This window comes from Flavobacterium limnophilum, assembly GCF_027111315.2.
Classification (GTDB): domain Bacteria; phylum Bacteroidota; class Bacteroidia; order Flavobacteriales; family Flavobacteriaceae; genus Flavobacterium; species Flavobacterium limnophilum.
The window spans coordinates 1441186-1463734 of the sequence record NZ_CP114289.2 but is presented as its reverse complement, the minus strand read 5'-3'; the positions used below and the strand labels follow the sequence as shown (position 1 = coordinate 1463734).

Below are 22549 nucleotides of genomic sequence, written 5' to 3'. Positions count from 1 at the left end.
ATGTCTTTATTTTGATGGAAACAAAATTACTTAAATGTTCTGCTATTATTTTGGGAATCCATGTTAAATTATCGACATTTATTTCGGAAAAGGTTTGCTTTGATACGCTCCCAAATCAGGTGGCAAAGTTCGGGTGTTTCCTAAAACATCAAAAGGAACAAGATAAGTTGTATTTCCTTTGGCAAAAGCCGCCGAAGTGTTGTCAATATTGAGTTTGTTTTCTGAAATCTTGAAGAACTTTGGGTCTTTATTTTGAATGATGGCGTTGTAATGTGCCGGATCCGTAGTAAATTGGTATTCAGGATGATTAGTGTATTGATTTGAAGTGTTGTTAAACTTGATAAGGCAATTATTGAATTGGTATTCGAATGCCGCCCCCGTTTTTTTATTCAAGATCATTTCATTGGAATACCAACCATAAATAATGCAATTATTGAATGTGGCGGCCGTCAAATCTTTCACTTCCGGAGTCGCTCCTGCATAATAATTATTGACCAAAAGAGCTACCTGACTGGAACTATTCCAGTTGTTGTTGAAAGTGCAATGGGTAAATTTATAATCCCCGCCATAAGTACAAGCCAATCCCGCCAAACCTGCACTGTTGACAACCAAATTCTCCCCGTTGATCTTGGCAGTCTGGGCCAAAATCCCATAATTGGTAGCGTCGTAAATTTGGGTGTTTTTAATGGAAACGGTTGTCCCGTTGTTGTTTTGAATCAATAATCCGATGGTTGCATTTTTGATGGTCAAGTGATTGAATTTGTGGTTGGTGCTGCCATCGGTAAGCCAAATCGTTCCCCACTGTCCCGGGACATCCGAGAAATCGGGTTCCAGTCGATCGCCTTCAAAAATCACTTCATTTTCGAGTTTGTCGGTTGTAGATGTTGCCCCATTAACATTCACGGAAGCATTGGAAGCCACGATAAGTCCTGAATTGGCGTGAAAATGAACCCGTGTTCCTGCATCAAAAACAGCGGTTTTTCCGGAAGGAACTGCCGCATAACCATAGATGACGTAGGGTTTCTTGTTCGTAAAATGGAGTTCATTGCCGTTTATGGGATCGTTCTCGTCTAGAAAGAAGCCATAAATTGCTTCGTCGCCAATAGGAAGGGTTTCAGTTGTACCGTCAGCAAACTTTTGGGGATAAAGAAAAACCGCATCCTGGACAAGGGTCACCAATTCCACTTTTTGGAGATTGCTGCCTCCGTCAAACAAAATCTGGTCGGTGTACAGAAAATCAGTTAGGTTGGCATCAGCGATATTAGCAGTAGTTTCAATAAAAATATACAAACTATCTTTGGCCAAAAGCGTCACATTTTCAAATACTCTTCCTTGATTGCCCTGCATTCCGTCCACCGTCATTCGATATTTTGAATTCAAGCCTTTGCCTAATTGGATGCTTGGAATATTGATGTCATTTTTGGATTTATTGTACACTTTTAGCGAATAAGTGCTCGAACCAATGTTCGTGAAAACGGTGTCCAAATAAATGGTGTCTCTCGAAAAGGCTAAATTCCCGGTGCTGGGCACGGTTTCAAAATCGGTTCGACAGGAGCTGACAGTAATGAGGATTCCAATAAAAAACAGAAAAGTAAGCTGACGCATTTGTTATATTTTTTGTAAAAATAGGAAAAAACTAGTACGTATCAAGAGCGATTGTTAATTTTGAATTTTTAATACCAATTGTTTTACCATCTTTTCCATAAATTTACATTTTTAAAACAAAACACATGACTTTCGACAAAGAAAAAATCCTTCAATATTGCAATGAAATTTCGAAAAATACCCTGATGCAAACCCTGAATATTGAATATGTCGATGCCGGTCCTGATTATTTGACGGCAACAATGCCCGTAAATCCTTCAGTGCATCAACCCATGGGATTGCTCCACGGTGGCGCTTCGGTGGCTTTGGCCGAAAGTGTGGGCAGTGCCGCTTCTTTTTTGTTCGTGAATCCAGAACATAGCGAAGTACGCGGAATCGAAATTTCGGCGAATCATGTCAAGGCAAAACGCAACGGAATAGTGACGGCCACGGCAAAAATTATCCACAAAGGAAGCAGTATTCATTTATGGGAAATCCGAATTACGGATGAAAACGAGGCGCTAATTTCGCTTTGCAAATTGACCACGATGGTTTTGCCAAAAAGAAAAATTGAAAAATAAGAATGGAACAAATTTCAGCAAAAGCCGCCCAACAATTAGGGCAAAAACTTCCTTTTGTACTTTATAAAAAACCAAACAGCAACACGATTACGGGACTTTTCCAGCAAAACGACAGCTTGTTTGAAGCAAGCGATTTTACCGAAAAAGGTTTTGTTTTTGCCTCTTTTAACGGAAGCAAAACGCTATTGATTCCCGAAAACCAATCCGAAATAATTAATGTGGATTTTCAAAAAAGGGAAATTATCGTTTCCCCAAAAGAGGATACTGTTTCAAACGAATTGGCCAAAAATAATTTCGAATTCTTGGTTGCCAAAGGCATTCAAGCCATCGAAAACAACCAATTCAAGAAGGTGGTTTTGTCTCGAAAAGAATCGATTGATTTAGCAAATTTCGACCTAATTAACGCTTTCGAAAATTTGGCCCAATTGTATCCAACCACTTTTGTGTATTGTTTATATCATCCAAAAATAGGGACTTGGTTGGGTGCCACACCCGAACAATTGTTGAAAGCAAAGGGTCAGGAATTCCAAACAATCGCTTTGGCGGGAACGCAAAAAGATGCGGGTTCCAATGAAGTGGTTTGGCCGAAAAAAGAACAAGAAGAACAACAATTTGTCACGGATTATATCGTGGAAAAGTTGAAAAATGTCGCTTCGGAAGTCTTGGTTTCAAAACCTTACAGCCTCAAAGCGGGGAGTATTTGGCACATCAAAACCGATATTTCGGGAAGCTTGAATTCGAGTACCAGCTTGCGGGAAGTAGCCTTGTTGTTGCATCCAACGCCTGCAGTCTGCGGTTTTCCAAAGGATAAAGCAAAGGCTTTCATATTGCAAAACGAAAATTACGACCGCACTTTTTATACCGGTTTTCTCGGAGAATTAAATAAGGGAGACCAAACCGATTTGTTCGTAAATTTGCGCTGTATGGAAATTTGTGATTCTAAAGCCAATTTATTTATGGGGTGCGGCATCACGAAAGACAGCGTTCCCGAAAAAGAGTGGGAGGAAAGCTGCAACAAATCGGTGACGATGAAAAGAGTTTTGAAATAGTTTAAATGTTTAAATTGTTGACGATAAACAACAAACAAAAAAGAAAATGAAACTAGACATATTAGCATTCGGTGCGCATCCAGACGATGTGGAATTAGGTTGTGGCGGAACATTGGCCAAAGAAATCGCGTTGGGAAAAAAAGCCGGAATCATCGATTTGACCCGTGGCGAACTCGGAACCCGTGGTTCGGTAGAGATTCGGAATCAGGAAGCGGCTGCTGCAGCCAAAATCTTGGGTATTTCTGTTCGGGAAAACCTTGATATGCGTGATGGTTTTTTTGTCAATGACGAAGCACACCAATTGAAAATCATCGAAATGATTCGAAAATACCAACCCGAAATCGTGATTTGCAATGCCATCGACGACCGTCATATCGACCACGGCAAAGGCAGCAAACTGGTTTCCGATGCGTGTTTTCTTTCCGGCTTGATGAAAATCGAAACAGAACACCAGGGTGAAAAACAAGCCGCTTGGCGACCCAAATTAGTCTATCATTACATTCAATGGAAAAACATCACGCCTGATTTCGTGGTGGACATTACGGGCTTCAATGAAAAGCGAATCGAAGCTGTTTTGGCTTACGGTTCCCAGTTCTACAACCCAAATTCCAACGAACCGGAGACTCCAATAGCTTCAAAAAACTTCTTGGAGAGCCTAAATTACCGCGCCCAAGACCTGGGAAGATTGATTGGCGTGGATTATGCCGAAGGTTTTACGGCCGAAAGATATTTGGGAGTCAATAGTTTAGGAAATTTGATGTAATTTTTTTTGATTTTTGTTTGCAAAAACAAACTTTAGTGCTATATTTGCACTCGTCAAAAATGGTGGTTGTAGCTCAGCTGGTTAGAGTATTGGTTTGTGGTGCCGAGGGTCGCCGGTTCGAACCCGGTCAGCCACCCAGAACGCAAAAGCTTCGAAGAAATTCGAAGCTTTTTTTTTGGGGTAAATTCCCAGGATTTAAGGATCAAGGAGGATCAATCCTAAAACCAGTGGAACTATAAAAATTATGCGTAAAAATCATTTACTGTATTTAGCAGAACATCACGAAAGGACTATTTTTAAAATTAGATTTGTATTGAATCCATTTTCATTTGAATAGTTCCGTATGGACCACGAAGACTTCCCAAGAAATTGGGAAGTTTTTTTTTGGATCAATTCCAAAACCTGGATTTCTAATTTTTCAACTACAGAATCTAAGAACCTAGCCGAATGATTTTCTGCAATCAAATGTTTTAATTCTAACAGGAAAAGTGTTGATTGGTGAACCGAATGGTGCTTGAAAACGGCTGTATATTCATGGTTTTAGATCCTTAAAAACATTAAAAATCAATATTATAAACAAAAAAAACTGTCCGAAAAGTAATTTTCGGACAGTTTTTTTTTCTTTTAAACTATATTTAGTGGTATTGTCAACTCGCAAAAAGCAAGATGAGCAATTGTGCAACCAAAATCCTGCTGATGGTTACCAAAGGATAAACCGTGGCATACGATTGGTTAGGGATGTCAGAATCCAAGTATTTGTTACTAAATGCCAAGGCAGCGGGATCGGTATAAGAACCACTCATAATTCCCACCATTTGATAAAAATTGAGTTTAAACACAAATCGGCTAATCAGCACTAAAATTGTCAATGGTATGAAAGTAATATAACAACCATAATAAATCCACATCATTCCGTTGTTTGCGATAAAATTGTCATAGAAACCATGACCGGCTTTGATACCAACGGCAGCAAAGAACAAACAAATCCCGAAATCCTTCATGAAATGTATCGCACCGTTGTTGATGTAAGAGTGAATTACTCCAACTCCTCCATATCTACTGATGAATAGCGCAGCCAAAAGTGGTCCGGCAGCCAATCCTAATTTTAAAGGAACTGGCAAAGAAGGAATCAAGATGGGAATGGAACCGATGATAACTCCAAAAATCAGTCCGCCAAAAAGGGAAAGAAAATCCGGTTCCAATAGTATTTTTTTGGAGTTTCCTATAATTTTTTCAGCTTCGTGAATGGCTTGTTTGTCTCCAACCACCATCAAAGTATCACCATAATAAAGTTCCAAAGAAGGTTGTGCCAAGATTTCCAATCCCGAACGAATGACACGGGTAACCCTCACATCATATTGATTGTACAAATCCAGTTGTGCCAATGTTTTGTGGGTGGCCGTTTTTTTGGTAACACTAAGTATTTTTGTGGTAATGTCGGCTTCGGATTCGATAAACAAATCGGTTGAAACTTTACCGACAATATTGATAAATGCATCAATATCTTTTTGTTTGGCCACAACCATCAATACGTCTTTTTCTTGTAAGATGGTGTCTATCGAAGGAGAGGAAACTGCTTTTGTTCCGCTATGCTTTTGTCTGGAGATGATGACATTATCGATATGGAATTCCTTGAATACCTGTTTGATTGTTTTTCCTATGACTTCAGGCTTGGTAACCCTGCATTTTTGGCGAACAATCTTGTTTTCGGAATCCTTGTTTTTTTCATTCAGCTTGATGGCTTCTTTGGACAAATCTATTCTCAAAAAGTTTTTTGCCAAGATTATGATTAGGATAATCCCGAAAACCCCAACAGGATAAGTGATGGCATAAGCAATGGCGGGATCCGAAAAGTGGTCGGCAGGAAGATTCAATTGTTTTTGAATTTCGATAAGGGTTGACTTGGCAGCCCCCAATCCCGGGGTATTGGTAACCGAACCCGACATTAATCCAACGGCATTTTCAATTTTTACATTGACCAATAAATGGATTAAATACGTAATAATTCCGCCTAAAAATACGGTTCCAACGCCCAAAGCATTGAAAATTAATCCCTCCTTTTTGAAAGAAGAAAAGAAAGAAGGTCCCACTTGAATACCGATACCATAAACAAACAGGATTAAACCAAATTCTCGCACGAATTGAATTAATTCCGCATCCATGGTGTAACCTAAATGTCCTAAAAAAAGACCCACGAACATTACGGCTGATACTCCCAATGAAACACTGCCAATTTTGATTCGTCCCACAAAAAAACCGACACTTATAGCCAAGAATAATACAATTAAGGCTTGTGTCATTTCCGGCTCGTCGGTCGGAGTAAATAATATTTTAAACCATTCAAACATAAAGTAAAATTTAATTGTTAAGTAATCATTAATAATATATAAAATAGTTAAGCTTAATTAGATAATATTCAAGATAGAAAACTAGATTTCAGACATTTTTTGTAAACAACTTTTTAATCAATACATTCAAATCTTTTCCTTTCACGGTATAGGATTTGAACACAATTATTGGGAATGCGACTCCAAAAGCAAGAGCAAAAAGAATAAAAACGGTGCTAATTCCATAAGAAAAAGTTTGGATAACTTCTTCTACAGAAGGCTTTTGTCCTTTGTCATTGCTGATCCAATTGATCATTCCCATCATAAATTCATAACTAAGCAGCCCAGGAATCATGTTGATAACGGCTGGAATCATAAAAATAATAGGTGGTGTGTGTGCTCTGTGGGCGAAATACATTCCCGAAATTCCCACAAACGAAGAAGCCACAAAAATGGACAAGATTAAGTTGACGTCACATTCTTTAAATAAAAGGTATTTGATGTAATATCCAACGGCTCCGAGTATGAAAACGGTCCACATTGCTCTTTTTGAAGTATTGAATATCAGTGCAAATCCCAAAGAAGTAATTCCACCAAAAATTAATTTGGAAGTATGCAAGGCTATTCCGGTAGGTTGATACGCTTCCACAACTTGGGTTTGTAAATTGGAGAAATCAAAAGCGCTGATAGAATTTACAAATGGCAGGCTAAAAATCGTATTGGACACAAAAAAACCAAAAGCCAGCATAAAAATAGCCATCGAAAAATAGATAAATCGAGCCGTACCCGATTCGAAATAACCTTCTAGATAATCAATAAACGAATTAATCATAACCACGCCCGGAATAAGATACAATATCGAAACAATCAAGGCTTGTTTGATTTCGACATTGAATAGCAAACCTGCTAAATGAATGATGGATATTGAAATAGTGGAAGCGACGAAAAAAGCCATTAAGTGGTTGTGATGCCTCAGCACCATATTTCTTCGGGCATAAAACCCTATAAATGTGGATATATATACAATTAAGGATTGAATCCAATCTCCGTCAAAAAGCATGCACAGCGCCACACTGGCAAAGGGAGCCCAAAAATAGAGTTGAAAATCAGTATATACTTTTCTTGTTCTTACTTGAGCCAATCTTGACTTGATCTCGTCAATTGAAATTTTATTTTCCAATACATCCCAAGACAAAATACTTATTTCCGAAATGGTTTCAAAATTGATTCCTTTGGCTCGAACCGTTCTGGCAAGTGTATGTGCCTTGTGTTTGTTTTCTTTGTAAATAGATATTACAATTCCGGTATAGGTCAAAACTAATTCGCAATTGTACCCCAAACCTTTGGCGATTCTTTCTAAATTTCTAATAATTCTGGCAGTGTGGGCACCGCTTATCATCATTAATTCACCAATTTCGGTAAGTAATTCCAGTACTCTTTGGGTTTCTTTTTCTTCAATCATTTTAATCTGTTTAGGTTTAATTCATCGAAACTCGAATTCGGTTTCATTGTCATAATACTTTATTTATGACTTTTAATTTGTGATAGATAAAATCTTAACTTTTTCATTACCTTTTTAAGGCTAGTTTATTAATACATTTACGAAAACAAGAAATTGTAGGATTAACATAATAAAAGTCAGATTTATTCGTCACTTCAAAATTAGGGATTTATTATTGATATTATATGATATTTATCATAAACTACCCATCGAAAAACCTTGTAAACCCCCGTAAATAAAGAAAACGTTTGCGTAGATTTATCAAATTATATGATAAATATCATCTTTTTTCGGATTTGTTTTTCTAAATTTGGAGTAGAAAAAAAAGATAATTAATAAAAAACAATTAAGAAAATTATGAAAAACATTAAAATTATTCAAGAATTACACGATTTAGGAATCACGGGCTATCATGAAGTGGTTTATAATCCTTCTTATGAAGAATTATATGAAGCAGAAGTGTCTCATAAAAGAAAAGGATATGAAAAAGGAGCTTTGACAGATACGGGTGCTGTAGCGGTTAAAACAGGGATTTTTACGGGACGTTCACCAAAAGACAGATATATTGTTAAAGATGATATTACCAAAGATACCATTTGCTGGGATAAAGAATCAGGTATTAGCTCTCCAAACTATCCAACAACAAAAGAAGTTTGGGACGATTTAAAAGCACTTACATTAGAACAACTTTCAACTTCTCCCAAATTATATGTAGTTGATGCATTTTGCGGAACAAATGTCGATACAAGACTTAAAGTGCGTTTCGTGATGGAAGTGGCTTGGCAAGCGCATTTTGTTACCAACATGTTTATCAGACCTTCTATTTATGAATTGCAAAATTTTGGCGAGCCTGATTTCATCGTAATGAACGGTTCTAAAGCAACAAATCCAAATTGGGCAGCGCAAGGTTTGAATTCTGAAAACTTCGTGGTCTTCAATCTTACCGAAAAAATTCAAATTATCGGTGGAACATGGTACGGTGGAGAAATGAAAAAAGGAATGTTCGCCATGATGAACTATTACCTACCATTAAAAGGAATGGCTTCCATGCACTGTTCTGCCAATGTGGGCGAAAAAGGAGACGTTGCCGTGTTCTTTGGTCTTTCTGGAACAGGAAAAACAACTTTGTCTGCCGATCCAAAACGATATTTGATTGGTGACGACGAACACGGATGGGACAACAACGGAGTCTTCAATTTTGAAGGAGGTTGTTATGCAAAAGTGATCGACTTGAGCGAACAAAACGAACCAGACATTTGGAGAGCTATCAAAAGAGACGCTTTGTTGGAAAATGTAATCGTTGACGAGTATGGAGAAATCAATTATTACGATCATTCCATCACTGAAAACTCAAGAGTTTCTTATCCAATTTATAATATCAACAAAATTGTATTGCCTTCTAAAGCGGGACACGCCAGCAAAATCATCTATCTATCTGCCGATGCATTTGGAGTATTGCCTCCAGTATCTATTCTAGATGATGACCAAGCACAATACCACTTCCTTTGCGGATATACTTCTAAATTAGCCGGAACCGAAAGAGGAATTACTGCTCCAGAACCATCTTTCTCTCCAGCTTTTGGTGAAGCTTTCTTGACATTACACCCAACACAATATTCTAAAACATTGATTGGAAAAATGAAAGAGCACAATGCAAAAGCCTATCTTGTAAACACAGGTTGGAACGGAACAGGAAAAAGAATTTCTTTGAAAAACACAAGAGCCATCATCGATGCCATTATCAGCGGAGAAATTGATGCAGCTGAAAAAAGAGAGATTCCATTCTTGAATTTAACAATTCCAACAGCCTTGCCAAATGTAAGCGAAGGAATTTTGGATCCAAGAGATACGTATGCCACAGAAGAAGAATGGACGGTTAAAGCTAAAGACTTGGCTTCTCGTTACATCAAATACTTCGATCAATATACAAACACCGAAGAAGGAAAACGTTTAGTAAAAGCGGGGCCTTCATTAGAAGCGAATTCTGTTGAAGCATAATTAAAGTGTTCTAAAAATTAAATTGTAAACCATCTGTTTATATTGTTTTTTCAAGAGAAATAGAATATGAATAGATGGTTTTTTAACAATTAATTGATATTAAGTTAAATTAAAAATTGCTTTGTAATTATATTTTCCAGTATATTTGCATCCAAATCAAAGGATTTAAGAATTAAAAAGTTATGTTATCAATTCAATTGCATCACCATCATTTTCATTATTGCTCTCAAGCGATGTGTTAATGATATGTATGTAAATTCATATTTAAAAACCCGTTTGAGTACATCAAACGGGTTTTTTATTTCCTAAATGTTGTATTCAAACAAAACTGTAAAACAACAACAAAAAAAACAACAACAAAAATGAGTACTTTAAAAATTGCAATTCAAAAATCAGGTCGTTTAAACGAAGACAGCATTCAAATTCTAAAAGATTGCGGAATTTCCATCAACAACGGAAATGACCAACTCAAAGCCGAAGCCACCAATTTCCCTTTGGAAGTTTTGTACCTCAGAAACTCGGACATTCCCCAATATTTGATTGATGGAGTGGTTGATATTGCCATCGTTGGCGATAATCTTTTGGTCGAAAAAGGAAAAAACATCAAGGTAATCCAGAAATTGGGCTTTTCCAAGTGCAAAGTTTCCGTAGCCGTTCCAAAAACTTTCGAATACAATTCCATAAAAGATTTGGAAGGAATGCGTATCGCCACTTCCTATCCAAACACCGTTATCGATTATTTTGGTTCTTTCGGAATGACGGTTGACATTCACCAAATCTCGGGTTCGGTTGAGATTGCACCAAACATAGGTCTTGCCGACGGAATCGTGGATATCGTTTCCAGCGGAAGCACTTTGTTCAAAAACAATTTGAAAGAAGTGGAAGTGATTTTCAAAAGCGAAGCCGTTTTGGCCGTTTCACCAAAAGTTACTCCAGAAGCTCAAAGCATCATAGATACACTGCAATTCAGAATCGAATCGGTTTTGAGAGCCAGAAAATCAAAATACATCTTGATGAACGTTCCCAACGACAAAATTGAAGCCATTGGCAAGATATTGCCGGTTTTAAAAAGCCTTACCGTGATGCCGTTGGCAGAAGAAGGTTGGAGCAGTGTTCACTCCGTAATCGACAAAGACACTTTTTGGGATGTTATCGATCAATTAAAAGAAGCCGGAGCCGAAGGAATTTTGGTTTGTCCAATCGAAAAAATGGTACTTTAAAGTACGATTTACGAAGTCAGAAATACGAAGAAATAACAAAATATCTTTGTAAACTTTGCGAAAAACCTTTGCAAACTTTGCGGTTAAATTTAAAAAGATGAACAAAATATTCAATCCAAAACCCGAAACTTGGTCCGCTATCCTAAAAAGGCCAACTCAAACTATCGACGATATTGAAGTTACCGTGAAAGAAATTTTCAAGGAAGTTCAAAAAAAAGGGGATGAGGCTGTGGCCAAATATACTTCACTATTCGACGGTGCCAAATTTGAAAACATAGAAGTTTCTCCTTCAGAAATAGAGCAAGCCATTGCAACTATTCCAGAAGAATTAAAAAATGCCATTCAATTGGCAAAATCGAACATAGAAAAATTTCATTCGGCTCAAAAAACAGCTAAAGTTGTTGTAGAAACTGCCGAAGGTGTTTATTGCTGGCAGGAAAAAAGACCCATCCAAAAAATTGGTTTGTACATTCCAGGCGGAACTGCACCTTTATTTTCAACGGTTTTAATGCTTGCCGTTCCCGCCAATATCGCTGGATGCAACGAAATTGTTTTGTGTTCACCGCCAGACAAAAGCGGAAACATCAATCCAGCGATTTTATATGCTGCCAATTTATGTGGCGTGACCAAAATCTTGAAAGTGGGAGGAATTCAAGCCATTGCAGCAATGACATTTGGTACCAAATCAATTCCAAAAGTCTATAAAATATTTGGGCCTGGAAATCAATTCGTGACCGTGGCCAAACAATTGGCAACCCAATTTGGCGTGGCAATCGATATGCCTGCTGGGCCTTCAGAATTGTTGATTGTTGCTGATGATTCGGCTGTTCCCGCTTTCATCGCTTCTGATTTATTGTCTCAGGCGGAACACGGAACCGATAGCCAAGTGATTTTAGTTTCAACATCAAAAGAATTGATTGACGAAGTGGAAAAAGAAGTTCAATCCCAATTGGAAGTTTTGCCGAGAAAAGCTATTGCCGAAAAAGCCATCGCCAATTCCAAATTAATTTTTGTCGAAAATGATAAAATTGCCTTGGAATTAATCGACGAATATGGCCCGGAACATTTCATTATTTGCACCAAAGACGAAGATTTTTATGTTCACAATATAGGAAATGCAGGCTCGGTTTTCATTGGAAATTATACACCGGAAAGCGCCGGTGATTACGCTTCGGGAACGAATCATACCTTGCCAACCAACGGATATGCCAAGAATTACAGCGGGGTGAATTTGGACAGTTTTACCAAATCGATGACATTCCAAAAAATATCAGAAAAAGGAATCCAAAATATTGGGAAAGCGATTGAAATTATGGCGGAAGCCGAAGGATTGCAGGCGCACAAGAATGCAGTTACTTTGAGATTGAACAAGATTAGAGAGTAAAGAACAAAGAATATAGAGTGTAAGAGAATTTATGGACTGGTCTAAAGTCTATATTCTATTCTCTTTTTTCTATTTTCTCTTAAAAAAAGAAACTATGAATTTTGATATAAATAATTTAGTCCGTGAAAACGTTAAGTCGATGAAGCCTTATTCTTCGGCACGTGATGAATTTGAGGATTTTGATACAGCGGACATGATTTTCTTGGATGCCAATGAAAATCCATTCCAAAATGGTGTGAATCGTTATCCAGATCCGCAACAAAGCAACGTAAAAGTGGTTTTGGCGAAGCAGAAAAATGTAAATCCAAACCAAATTTTACTCGGAAACGGAAGCGACGAAGTACTGGATTTAATTTTCAGGGCTTTTTGCGAGCCAAAAGTGGACAACATTATTTCATTGCCGCCTACCTACGGAATGTACGGCGTTTTGGCCAATATCAATGCAGTAGAAAATAGGGAAGTGTTGCTTTCTACAGATTTTCAACCGCAAGTGGATAAAATTTTGGAGGCTATTGACGAAAACACCAAAATTATCTTTTTATGTTCGCCAAATAATCCAACAGGGAATTCTTTTTTGGATGAAAGCGTGGTAAAATTACTCCAAAATTTCAAAGGTTTGGTTGTAATTGATGAAGCTTATATTGATTTTTCCAAAAAGCAAAGTTGGATGAATGAATTGGACGAATATCCAAATTTGGTTATCACGCAAACACTTTCAAAAGCATACGGTTTGGCAGGAATTAGATTGGGAATTTGTTATGGTTCAGCAGCGGTAATTTCTGTTTTAAACAAAATCAAACCGCCTTATAATGTTAATGAATTGACGCAATTGAGAGCTTTGGAAAGATTGAGTAATCCTGAAAAGATAAAATCTGAAATAGTTTCCATTATTGCGCAAAGAGAGGAATTACTTAAAGTATTGGTTGATGTTAAATTTGTTAAAAAAATCTATCCTACGGAAGCCAATTTCATCTTGATAAAAGTGGATGATGCCAACAAAAGATACGACGAATTAATTGCCAAAGGAATCGTGATTCGAAACAGGACTACACAACCTTTATGTGAAAATACCTTGCGTTTGACTATTGGAACGGAGGAAGAGAATAAAAAATTGATGGAAGCTTTGTCTTCTTTAATAAAAGTTTAAAATGAAAAAAATACTTTTTATAGACCGCGACGGAACAATGGTTTTGGAACCAAATGACTATCAATTGGACAGTTTCGAAAAATTGGAATTCTATCCAAAAGCTTTTCAATATCTAGGGAAAATTGCAACCGAATTGGATTTCGAATTGGTTATGGTAACCAATCAAGATGGTTTAGGAACAGATTCGCATCCTGAAGCCAACTTTTGGCCGGTACATAATTTGGTAATGAAAGCTTTCGAAAATGAAGGTGTTGTTTTTAGTGATGTTTTGATTGACAAAACTTTTCCTCACGAAAATGTGCCAACCCGCAAGCCAGGAACCGCAATGTTGACGAAATACATCAACAATCCAGAATACGATTTAGAGAATTCATTCGTAATCGGAGACCGAATCACCGACGTGGAATTGGCTAAGAACTTGGGTTCAAAAGCCATTTTTATAAGTAATGATGAAGAATTGGGAAGTGATGAAATCTCTTCAAAAAGACACGAATTGGATGCTGTTATTGCTTTGCAAACTACAGAATGGAAAACGATTTATGAATTTTTGAAACTGGAAGAACGTACAGCTTCTATCACTAGAAAAACGCACGAAACAGATATTTACATCAACTTAAACCTTGATGGAACAGGGAAAAGTAAAATCGATACTGGAATTGCTTTTTTCGACCATATGTTAGATCAAATCGCGCGTCACGGACAAATGGACTTGGAAATCATCGTAAAAGGTGATTTGGAAGTCGATGAACACCACACGATTGAAGACACGGCGATTGCTTTGGGAGAAGTTTTTTCGAAAGCATTGGGAAATAAATTAGGAATCGAACGTTACGGTTTTTGTTTGCCAATGGACGATTGCTTGTCACAAGTAGCCATAGATTTTGGAGGCAGAAACTGGTTGATCTGGGAAACCGAATTCAAACGCGAAATGGTGGGCAAAATGCCAACAGAAATGTTCTATCATTTCTTCAAATCCTTTTCGGATGGAGCCAAAGCCAACATCAACATCAAAGCGGAAGGAACCAACGAGCACCACAAAATCGAAGCGATTTTCAAGGCTTTCGCCAAAGCAATAAAAGTAGCTGTGAAGCGAGATACTGAGAAAATGATTTTGCCAAGCACGAAAGGAATGCTATAAAGTAGGAAGCTTGGAGTTGGAAGCTTGAAGTAAAATATGCTTCTTCCAACTCCCAACTTCTAACTTCCAACTAAAAAAAACAATGAAAATAGTAATCATAAATTACGGAGCAGGAAACATTCAAAGCATTATGTTTGCCATCGAAAGATTGGGATACAAAGCGGTTTTGAGCAACAATCCTGACGAAATAAAAGCGGCGGACAAAGTAATTTTTCCAGGAGTGGGAGAAGCAAGTTATGCTATGAAAATGCTTCAGGAAAGCGGTTTGGATGTTTTGATTCCTACGTTGAAACAACCCGTTTTTGGGATTTGTTTGGGAATGCAGTTGATGTGCAACCATTCCGAAGAAGGAGACACCAAAGGATTGGGTATTTTTGATGTGGATGTTGTAAAATTTTCATCCAAAGTGAAAGTACCACAAATGGGCTGGAATAATATTTACAATTTGAAATCGGATTTGTTCAAAGGAATTGCCGAAGACGAATATATGTATTTAGTACATAGTTTTTATGCTCCTCTTTGCGCCGAAACCATTGCGACAACCAATTATGAACTGGAATATTCGTCAGCTTTAGAAAATGATAATTTCTATGGAACTCAATTTCACCCTGAAAAAAGTGGTGATGTTGGAGAACAAATTCTCAAAAACTTCCTACTTCTAACTTCTAACTTCTAACTTTACAATGAGAATAATACCTGCAATAGACATCATCGAAGGAAAATGTGTTCGCTTGTCCAAAGGTGATTACAATACCAAAATCATATACAACGAAAATCCGCTGGAAGTGGCGAAATCATTCGAAGCACACGGAATCGAATATTTGCATTTGGTGGATTTGGATGGAGCAAAATCAAGCAAAATCGTCAATTACAAAATATTGGAACAAATTGCTTCACAAACCAAATTAAAAATTGATTTTGGTGGTGGATTAAAAGCCGATTCCGATTTGAAAATTGCATTTGAATCGGGTGCAAACCAAATCACGGGTGGAAGTATCGCCGTGAAAAACAGGGTAATTTTCGAGAAATGGATTGCTGAATACGGTTCGGACAAAATTATTTTGGGAGCCGATGCCAATAACGAAAAAGTAGCTGTTTCAGGATGGTTGGAAGATTCGAATGAAGATTTGGTTCCGTTTATTCAAGATTATCAGTCTAAAGGAATTCAGTACGTAATTTGCACCGATATTGCCAAAGACGGAATGCTCGAAGGACCAAGTTTTGATTTGTACGCTAAAATATTGGCGGAAGCCAGTGGCATAAAATTAATCGCATCTGGAGGGATTTCCACCTTTGACGAATTGCCTAAATTAGCCGAATTGGGTTGTGAAGGAACGATAATTGGAAAGGCTATTTACGAAGGAAGAATTTCGTTGAAACAATTGGAAAAATATATTATATCGTAGAGACGCGATTAATCGCGTCTGTACAGAAATAAAAAAATAAAAATGCTAACAAAAAGAATAATCCCTTGCCTCGACATCAAAAATGGTCGCACCGTTAAAGGCGTTAATTTCGTAGATTTGCGCGATGCAGGCGATCCTGTGGAATTGGCCAAAATCTATTCGGATGAAGGTGCTGACGAATTAGTTTTCCTGGATATTTCGGCAACGGAAGAACGCAGAAGAACTTTGGTTGATTTGGTGCGAAAAGTAGCAGCCACCATCAATATTCCGTTTACCGTAGGTGGTGGAATTTCGGCAGTTTCAGATGTGGAAGTACTGTTGCAAAACGGTGCCGACAAGGTTTCCATTAATTCATCGGCGGTTAAAAATCCGCAACTGATTAATGATTTGGCACAAAAATTCGGAAGCCAATGTGTGGTTGTGGCGATTGATGCCAAGCAAATAGACGGAGAATGGATGGTACATTTGGTAGGAGGAAAGGTGCCAACTGAAATTAGATTATTTGATTGGGCACAAGAAGTCGAACAACGTGGTGCAGGGGAAATCTTGTTCACCTCAATGAATCACGACGGAACCAAAAACGGATTTGCAAACGAAGCTTTGGCGAAATTGTCGGAATTGGTAAATATTCCGATAATTGCTTCGGGTGGAGCAGGAAATATTCAACATTTTGTAGATACCTTTGTCGAAGGAAAAGCCGATGCAGCTTTGGCGGCAAGCGTATTCCATTTCAAGGAAATTGAAATCAAGACATTGAAAAAAGAATTAAAAAATAATAATATTGAGGTACGAATTTAGAAGTATAAGGTACGAAGTTTAAAACTTCAACTCTGCAACTTCTAACTTCTAACTTCTAACTTCTAACTTTAAATTATGAACATAGATTTTTCAAAAAGCGCACACGGATTGATTCCGGCCATAATTCAAGATAGCGAAACTAAAAGCGTTTTGATGCTAGGATATATGAATGCCGAATCCTACCAAAAAACATTGGATACCCAAAAAGTAACTTTTTATAGTCGTTCGAAGCAAAGACTTTGGACAAAAGGCGAGGAAAGTGGCAACTTTTTGAACTTGGTGGATATCAAAAATGATTGCGATGGGGATACCTTGTTAATCCAAGTAAAACCAGTTGGTCCAACTTGTCATACGGGTGCTGATACTTGTTGGCAAACGGAAAATAAATCGGATTTTGGTTTTATTTCAACTTTAGAAAAAACCATCAAATTACGTAGAGAAAATGCCGATTCCGAGAAAAGTTATGTAGCTTCTTTGTTCGAAAAAGGAATCAATAAGATTGCCCAAAAAGTGGGAGAAGAAGCCGTGGAAGTGGTGATTGAAGCCAAAGACGACAACGATCATTTGTTCTTGGACGAAAGTGCCGATTTGCTTTTCCATTACTTGATTCTTTTGCAAGCCAAAGGATTTGAGTTGAACGATGTTGTTAATGTTTTAAAAAGCCGTCAGAAGTAAAAAAATACTTGCTGTTTTAAATATAAAACCCAATAGTAATCCGCATTACTATTGGGTTTCGTTTTTATTTTCAACAGCAATCTATTATATTTACTTTTTTTATTAGAAATGATTTAAATAAGAATAAAAAAAATGAAAACGAATACAATTAAAAACCTCGATAAATTTGTAGGAACCATTTTGATTCCAGTTTTCGAAACCTATTCAAAAAGTCTGGTTCCTATTGAATTTCACGGAGTTTCGGTACATTCAAAAGTGTTTTATGGCAAAAAAGACACCCATTATGCGGTCGAGAAATACGATTGTACCCATATATTTATTGGCTTGGGAAAAGACGTTGATTATAAATCTTTGAAAACCATTTTCAGAAGAATTTCCTCTAAAGAGAAGGAATCATTTTGCTCAAATATCGCTTTGGTTTTGCCGGAACAATTCACGGCAGAACAAGTGGAAGCTACTATTTCTGGACTGTATTTAGGAACCTATGATTTAGGACATTTCAAGAAAACGGAAAAACATCTGTTCTTGAATGACGGTTTCGAATTGTCTTTGTTTTCCAAAAAAGAGTATTCTGAAACGGTGACCAAAGGCTTGAAAATTGCCAATGCCCAACTGGAAACACTCCGTTTGGTCGATTTACCCCCCAATAAAGTCACGCCGAAATATTTATCGAACTGGGCAAATGAAACAGGAAAAAAATTCGGTTTCGAGGTAGAAGTTTTAGGCTTTGAAGCTGCTAAAATAGCCGGTTTGGGAGCATTTTTATCCGTTGGGAAAGGAAGCGAAAACGAACCACAATTTGTCATCATGAATTATGTTCCCAAAGATTCAAATGCCAAAACCAAGCACGTTGGCTTGGTTGGAAAAGGAATCACTTTTGATACCGGAGGTTTGAACATCAAGACTTCGGGAATGTTGCAAATGAAATGCGATATGGCTGGTGGTGCTGCCGTTTTTGGGGCCATGCAATTGATTGCCGACTTGAAATTACCCGTAAAAGTCACTGCCATTGTGCCTTGCGCCGAAAATGCGGTAGATGCCAAATCGTTTGTGCCTAGCGATGTCATCCATTCGTACAACGGAACTTCCATAGAAATTATTGACACGGATGCAGAAGGAAGATTGGTTTTGGCAGATGGTTTGTCGTATTTAATCCAGAATTTCAAACCCGAATATATTGTTGACGTGGCCACTTTGACAGGAAGCGCGGTGGGGACTTTTGGCTACGAATGTGCCGCCTTGTTTACCAATAATGATGTTGTTTCGAAGAAATTACAAGAATCTGGCGATGCCGTTGGCGAAAGACTATGGCAATTGCCACTTTGGGATTGCTACAAATCCGACATCGAAAGCGATATTGCCGATGTGAAAAACTACAGCGGAAAACCCGTTGCAGGAGCCATCAGCGCAGCCAAATTTTTGGAATATTTTACCGAAAATCACAAAGCTTGGGCACATCTTGATATTGCCGGAGTGGCTTTTGGCGATGACGAATTTGCAAAAAGCAAACACGCCACCGCTTATGGTGTTCATTTATTGACTAAGTTCATTGAAAATTTGTAAATGAATTAACAAATCTCATTAGTTGCTCTCGTTCTGTGATTTCTCCCGATGGTCGAAATGAAATTTTAGCCAAAAAACATTATAATTTAATTTTGTCAACTTGCTAAAAAACACCTTTTTATTTTAAAATTTATGAATAAATATATATCCATTGTTTTTATTGCATTTCTTATTTCTAATAGTGTAAAAGCTCAAGGACTTCTTGGAAATAAAGAAGAAATTTTCACGCATCAAGATACTTTAAGGGGAAGCATTACCCCGGAAAGAGCTTGGTGGGATGTGAAGCAATATCGTTTGGACATCAAGGTAAATCCTGCCGATAGCACGATTTCGGGTTCCAACACCATTTGCTACACCGTTTTGAAGTCGTACAATAGAATGCAAATTGATTTGCAAAAACCGATGGAAATTAACAAAGTGACGCAAGACGGCAAAGAGCAAAAATATACAAGAAACGGCAACGCATTTTTTATCCAATTGGAGGCTCCACAAAATATTGGAGAAGATAAAGAACTCGTAGTGTTTTATGGCGGCAAACCCAAAATTGCGGTAAATCCACCTTGGGATGGCGGAATCACTTGGAGCAAAGACAAAAACGGAAATCCCTTCATCGCTTCGACTTGTCAAGGATTGGGAGCCAGCGTTTGGTGGCCCAACAAAGATCACATGTACGACGAAGTGGAAAATATGCTAATCAGTGTCAATGTTCCCAAAAATCTAACGAATGTTTCCAACGGTCGTTTAAAAAGCGTAACGGATTTGAATGACGGCACCAGAACATTCACTTGGCATGTTTCCAATCCCATCAACAATTATGGAGTGAACATCAACATTGGTGATTATGTCAATTTTTCGGAAGTTTTCAAAGGCGAAAAAGGCAATTTGGATTGTAATTATTATGTGCTGAAAGACAATTTGGCGAAAGCAAAACTACATTTTAAAGAAGTTCCAAAAATGCTCAAAGCGTTCGAACATTGGTTTGGACCCTATCCTTTTTATGAAGACAGCTTCAAACTGGTGGAAGCGCCTTATTTGGGGATGGAACATCAAAGCAGTGTGACTTATGGCAACGGCTATCAAAACGGTTATTTGGGAAGAGACCGAAGCGAGTCGGGTTGGGGATTGAAATTCGATTACATCATTATTCACGAATCGGGTCACGAATGGTTTGCCAACAACATTACCTACAAAGACATCGCCGATATGTGGATTCACGAGAGTTTCACCTGTTATTCCGAAAACTTGTTTGTGGAATATTACTATGGAAAAAATGCCGGTGCTGAATACGTAAGAGGACAACGAAACGAGATTCAAAATGAAAGCCAAATGATTGGACAATACGATGTAAACAGGGAAGGTGCCGATTTGTACAACAAAGGTGCCAATATGTTGCACACGCTGCGCCAAATCGTGAATGACGACGAAAAATGGAGAACGATTTTAAGAGGATTGAACAGTACTTTTTACCACCAAACCGTTACCACCAAACAAATCGAGGATTATTTAAGCCAAGCCGTTGGACTTGATTTAAAACCATTTTTCGACCAATATTTGAGAGATATTAGAATTCCGACTTTCGAATATAAAGTTCAAGGCAACAATTTGGAGTATCGCTGGACCAATTGTGTTCCCGATTTCAATATGCCTATAAAAGTCACCATAAACGGTAAAGAACAATGGCTAACCCCTCAAACAGAATGGATTATTATGCTAAAAACGCCTAAAGATTTAAAACTGGAAGTGGATGAGAATTTTTATGTGGAGGTGGTGAAGGGGAAATAAATACTATTCGGTGAATAAAAAACAAAAAAATGATATTACTTAGAACTTTTATGGTCATATTTATTTTGTTGATCAATTGTTTAGTTTGGGATATCGAGAATCAAACAAGAAATACTTCAAGTGCTCTTGGTGGAGGTTTTTATATTCTTGGTTATTTTGCTTTATCAATAATAACAACAATAATTATTGCATATTTAACAAACTTTAAAAAATTTCGAAAAGTTGATTATGCTTTATTTGTTTTATGCACTCCAATAAGTTCAATAGTTACAATTTTATTATTGAGATAAGATTAACATTTAAATCCAATCCCCCTCAAAACAACTGCACTTGACTTTTCAAGCGTTCAATAAGCATTCCCATCATTCTTTTGTTCAGGCTGGAAGAATTTTTGATGTACTGAGCATATTCATCAAGGGTAAAAAGTGCTATAATCATCCCTTTCAAGGCGTTACGGAACTTGATGTCTTTTTGAATGGCGTTTTCTATGGTTGTCAATTTTTTTTCGACAGTAAAAGTGTTGAAATCAATTCTGTTTTTGCCCAAATGGTTGATGAAGGAAGCGATAAACAAATCGTTCTGCAGTTTCAAAATTGGACGAAGTACTTGATTTTGAAACAATTCGTCTGATGAGGATTGGTCGGTAATGGTGCCAATGGTTTCGCCTCTAAATTCTTTTAAAAAAGTATCTCTTTGATCCATGGTTTTTTCTTTAAATTTATGGAAAAATGGGACAAGAAAAAGTATTTTTGTGGATATATATAAACAATATGAGATTCCACACTAGAAAATGGGTAAAACCAGAAGACTTGAATCCTAACGGAACATTATTTGGCGGAAAATTATTGGCCTGGATTGACGAAGAATTGGCTTTGTATTCCATCATCCAATTGGAAAACACCAAAATTGTGACCAAGCACATGTCGGAAATCAATTTTAGAAGTTCCGCCAGACAAGGCGATATTATCGAAATCGGTATTGATGTCATCAAGTTTGGTATCACTTCGCTTACGCTAAAATGTGAAGCCCGAAACATGATGACTCGTGAAACCATCATAACGATAGACCATACCACGATGGTAAATTTGGGTGCTGACGGAAAACCAAAAGCCCACGGAAAAACAGAAATAGAGTTTGTGAAAGACCGCTTGCAGGAATAAAAACAACCGCAGATTAGCAAATTTTATTCCAATTATTTGAAATAAAATTGCGACCCGAGCGATAGCGAATTGACGAAGTAATCTGCGGTGAAAAAAGCTATGTTATTTGCTTACGGGAACTTGCACATATTTTCTTTCCACAAAAAAAGTCGCAAGCGGCAGGAGTGAAGCAATCAATACAATCGAAAGCGTTCCGAAACTCCATTTTTGGGATTTTGTGATTAAAAATGCCGAGGCAACATATCCAATAAATAATACTCCGTGCGTCATTCCTATAGGATACAAGAAAGTTTTGTATAGTTCCAGATTTGTTGGCTTGACTAAAAGCATGTTGGCAAATAAAGCCAAATAAGAGATTCCTTCCAGGATGGCGATGTTTTTAAAAATTTTGACCATTAATAGTATTGTTTTGGTTTATAAAAAGGCAAAACTAAGGATTAACATTGATTTTATTTCCTAATACATTCTTAAAA

At 37.5% G+C, this 22549-nt stretch carries 20 protein-coding genes and 1 tRNA gene; 16 read left to right on the top strand and 5 right to left on the bottom strand.

The features are described from left to right. Nucleotides 1–78 precede the first annotated feature (78 nt). Entirely contained in the window at nucleotides 79–1605 is a 1527-nt protein-coding gene (locus tag OZP13_RS06050) for a right-handed parallel beta-helix repeat-containing protein (RefSeq protein WP_269242956.1), read from the bottom strand. Between the two features lie 125 nt (nucleotides 1606–1730). Here OZP13_RS06050 and OZP13_RS06045 point away from each other — a divergent pair, with 125 nt between their 5' ends. The 4 genes from OZP13_RS06045 to OZP13_RS06030 all read left to right on the top strand — a co-directional run bounded on the left by OZP13_RS06045 (nucleotide 1731) and on the right by OZP13_RS06030 (nucleotide 4113). Then, complete coding sequence (locus OZP13_RS06045) at nucleotides 1731–2165, top strand: PaaI family thioesterase (protein ID WP_269243613.1); 435 nt, start codon at nucleotides 1731–1733, stop codon at nucleotides 2163–2165. 2 nt (nucleotides 2166–2167) lie between these two features. After that, nucleotides 2168–3214, top strand: a complete 1047-nt coding sequence (locus OZP13_RS06040) for an isochorismate synthase (protein ID WP_269242955.1) — start codon at nucleotides 2168–2170, stop codon at nucleotides 3212–3214. Between the two features lie 46 nt (nucleotides 3215–3260). Continuing rightward, the gene (gene bshB1, locus OZP13_RS06035; protein ID WP_281299001.1) at nucleotides 3261–3977 is read left to right on the top strand and encodes a bacillithiol biosynthesis deacetylase BshB1; all 717 of its coding nucleotides are present in this window, start codon (nucleotides 3261–3263) and stop codon (nucleotides 3975–3977) included. Between the two features lie 62 nt (nucleotides 3978–4039). Next, nucleotides 4040–4113: transfer RNA gene (locus OZP13_RS06030), tRNA-His, on the top strand. Nucleotides 4114–4624: 511 nt separating this feature from the next. Here the strand turns inward: OZP13_RS06030 and OZP13_RS06025 are convergent. Both OZP13_RS06025 and OZP13_RS06020 read right to left on the bottom strand, forming a co-directional pair. Continuing rightward, nucleotides 4625–6325: a putative transporter gene (locus OZP13_RS06025; protein ID WP_281299000.1), complete on the bottom strand. Its 1701-nt coding sequence runs from the start codon at nucleotides 6323–6325 to the stop codon at nucleotides 4625–4627. A gap of 88 nt (nucleotides 6326–6413) precedes the next feature. Further along, nucleotides 6414–7766, bottom strand: coding sequence for a threonine/serine exporter family protein (locus OZP13_RS06020; protein ID WP_281298999.1), 1353 nt, complete (start codon nucleotides 7764–7766; stop codon nucleotides 6414–6416). Nucleotides 7767–8162: 396 nt separating this feature from the next. On the opposite strand from OZP13_RS06020, the gene pckA reads away from it, so the two are divergent. From pckA to OZP13_RS05965, 11 genes are all read left to right on the top strand, one after another. Further along, nucleotides 8163–9803: a phosphoenolpyruvate carboxykinase (ATP) gene (gene pckA, locus OZP13_RS06015; protein WP_281298998.1), complete on the top strand. Its 1641-nt coding sequence runs from the start codon at nucleotides 8163–8165 to the stop codon at nucleotides 9801–9803. A gap of 362 nt (nucleotides 9804–10165) precedes the next feature. Further along, entirely contained in the window at nucleotides 10166–11023 is an 858-nt protein-coding gene (gene hisG / locus OZP13_RS06010) for an ATP phosphoribosyltransferase (protein WP_269242950.1), read from the top strand. 97 nt (nucleotides 11024–11120) lie between these two features. Then, nucleotides 11121–12407, top strand: a complete 1287-nt coding sequence (gene hisD / locus OZP13_RS06005) for a histidinol dehydrogenase (RefSeq protein WP_281298997.1) — start codon at nucleotides 11121–11123, stop codon at nucleotides 12405–12407. 94 nt (nucleotides 12408–12501) lie between these two features. Beyond that, nucleotides 12502–13554 (top strand): histidinol-phosphate transaminase, encoded by a 1053-nt coding sequence (hisC, locus tag OZP13_RS06000; protein WP_269242948.1) that lies wholly within the window; start codon nucleotides 12502–12504, stop codon nucleotides 13552–13554. A gap of 1 nt (nucleotide 13555) precedes the next feature. Further along, entirely contained in the window at nucleotides 13556–14692 is a 1137-nt protein-coding gene (gene hisB / locus OZP13_RS05995) for a bifunctional histidinol-phosphatase/imidazoleglycerol-phosphate dehydratase HisB (protein ID WP_281298996.1), read from the top strand. 82 nt (nucleotides 14693–14774) lie between these two features. Next, on the top strand, nucleotides 14775–15368 hold the full coding sequence (gene hisH / locus OZP13_RS05990; protein ID WP_269242947.1) for an imidazole glycerol phosphate synthase subunit HisH: 594 nt from the start codon (nucleotides 14775–14777) through the stop codon (nucleotides 15366–15368). Between the two features lie 7 nt (nucleotides 15369–15375). Then, the gene (hisA, locus tag OZP13_RS05985) at nucleotides 15376–16098 is read left to right on the top strand and encodes a 1-(5-phosphoribosyl)-5-[(5-phosphoribosylamino)methylideneamino]imidazole-4-carboxamide isomerase (RefSeq protein ID WP_269242946.1); all 723 of its coding nucleotides are present in this window, start codon (nucleotides 15376–15378) and stop codon (nucleotides 16096–16098) included. 42 nt (nucleotides 16099–16140) lie between these two features. Next, nucleotides 16141–16896 carry an imidazole glycerol phosphate synthase subunit HisF gene (gene hisF, locus OZP13_RS05980; protein WP_269242945.1) on the top strand — a complete coding sequence of 252 codons (756 nt, stop codon included), beginning with the start codon at nucleotides 16141–16143 and terminating at the stop codon, nucleotides 16894–16896. A 75-nt stretch (nucleotides 16897–16971) separates the two neighbouring features. Further along, complete coding sequence (gene hisIE, locus OZP13_RS05975) at nucleotides 16972–17571, top strand: bifunctional phosphoribosyl-AMP cyclohydrolase/phosphoribosyl-ATP diphosphatase HisIE (protein ID WP_281298995.1); 600 nt, start codon at nucleotides 16972–16974, stop codon at nucleotides 17569–17571. 132 nt (nucleotides 17572–17703) lie between these two features. Next, complete coding sequence (locus OZP13_RS05970; protein WP_281298994.1) at nucleotides 17704–19134, top strand: leucyl aminopeptidase family protein; 1431 nt, start codon at nucleotides 17704–17706, stop codon at nucleotides 19132–19134. Nucleotides 19135–19266: 132 nt separating this feature from the next. Further along, nucleotides 19267–20916 carry a M1 family metallopeptidase gene (locus OZP13_RS05965; RefSeq protein WP_281298993.1) on the top strand — a complete coding sequence of 550 codons (1650 nt, stop codon included), beginning with the start codon at nucleotides 19267–19269 and terminating at the stop codon, nucleotides 20914–20916. A 315-nt stretch (nucleotides 20917–21231) separates the two neighbouring features. On the opposite strand, the gene OZP13_RS05960 is transcribed toward OZP13_RS05965, so the two are convergent. Next, the gene (locus tag OZP13_RS05960; RefSeq protein ID WP_281298992.1) at nucleotides 21232–21618 is read right to left on the bottom strand and encodes a glyoxalase; all 387 of its coding nucleotides are present in this window, start codon (nucleotides 21616–21618) and stop codon (nucleotides 21232–21234) included. Between the two features lie 68 nt (nucleotides 21619–21686). On the opposite strand from OZP13_RS05960, the gene OZP13_RS05955 reads away from it, so the two are divergent. Further along, entirely contained in the window at nucleotides 21687–22076 is a 390-nt protein-coding gene (locus OZP13_RS05955) for an acyl-CoA thioesterase (protein WP_281298991.1), read from the top strand. A gap of 102 nt (nucleotides 22077–22178) precedes the next feature. Here the strand turns inward: OZP13_RS05955 and OZP13_RS05950 are convergent, their stop codons facing one another. Beyond that, a complete protein-coding gene (locus OZP13_RS05950) occupies nucleotides 22179–22472 on the bottom strand; it encodes a DUF3817 domain-containing protein (protein ID WP_269242937.1) in 294 nt (97 codons plus the stop codon). Nucleotides 22473–22549 lie beyond the last annotated feature (77 nt).

Coding starts and splice junctions, on each gene's coding strand:
- OZP13_RS05950 (WP_269242937.1), bottom strand. CDS start 22,472: ATGGTCAAAATTTTTAAAAACATCGCCATCCTGGAAGGAATCTCTTAT.
- OZP13_RS06040 (WP_269242955.1), top strand. CDS start 2,168: ATGGAACAAATTTCAGCAAAAGCCGCCCAACAATTAGGGCAAAAACTT.
- pckA (WP_281298998.1), top strand. CDS start 8,163: ATGAAAAACATTAAAATTATTCAAGAATTACACGATTTAGGAATCACG.
- hisD (WP_281298997.1), top strand. CDS start 11,121: ATGAACAAAATATTCAATCCAAAACCCGAAACTTGGTCCGCTATCCTA.
- OZP13_RS05960 (WP_281298992.1), bottom strand. CDS start 21,618: ATGGATCAAAGAGATACTTTTTTAAAAGAATTTAGAGGCGAAACCATT.
- hisB (WP_281298996.1), top strand. CDS start 13,556: ATGAAAAAAATACTTTTTATAGACCGCGACGGAACAATGGTTTTGGAA.
- OZP13_RS06050 (WP_269242956.1), bottom strand. CDS start 1,605: ATGCGTCAGCTTACTTTTCTGTTTTTTATTGGAATCCTCATTACTGTC.
- hisH (WP_269242947.1), top strand. CDS start 14,775: ATGAAAATAGTAATCATAAATTACGGAGCAGGAAACATTCAAAGCATT.
- hisC (WP_269242948.1), top strand. CDS start 12,502: ATGAATTTTGATATAAATAATTTAGTCCGTGAAAACGTTAAGTCGATG.
- OZP13_RS06045 (WP_269243613.1), top strand. CDS start 1,731: ATGACTTTCGACAAAGAAAAAATCCTTCAATATTGCAATGAAATTTCG.
- OZP13_RS05965 (WP_281298993.1), top strand. CDS start 19,267: ATGAATAAATATATATCCATTGTTTTTATTGCATTTCTTATTTCTAAT.
- hisF (WP_269242945.1), top strand. CDS start 16,141: ATGCTAACAAAAAGAATAATCCCTTGCCTCGACATCAAAAATGGTCGC.
- bshB1 (WP_281299001.1), top strand. CDS start 3,261: ATGAAACTAGACATATTAGCATTCGGTGCGCATCCAGACGATGTGGAA.
- OZP13_RS06020 (WP_281298999.1), bottom strand. CDS start 7,766: ATGATTGAAGAAAAAGAAACCCAAAGAGTACTGGAATTACTTACCGAA.
- OZP13_RS06025 (WP_281299000.1), bottom strand. CDS start 6,325: ATGTTTGAATGGTTTAAAATATTATTTACTCCGACCGACGAGCCGGAA.
- OZP13_RS05955 (WP_281298991.1), top strand. CDS start 21,687: ATGAGATTCCACACTAGAAAATGGGTAAAACCAGAAGACTTGAATCCT.
- hisG (WP_269242950.1), top strand. CDS start 10,166: ATGAGTACTTTAAAAATTGCAATTCAAAAATCAGGTCGTTTAAACGAA.
- hisIE (WP_281298995.1), top strand. CDS start 16,972: ATGAACATAGATTTTTCAAAAAGCGCACACGGATTGATTCCGGCCATA.
- OZP13_RS05970 (WP_281298994.1), top strand. CDS start 17,704: ATGAAAACGAATACAATTAAAAACCTCGATAAATTTGTAGGAACCATT.
- hisA (WP_269242946.1), top strand. CDS start 15,376: ATGAGAATAATACCTGCAATAGACATCATCGAAGGAAAATGTGTTCGC.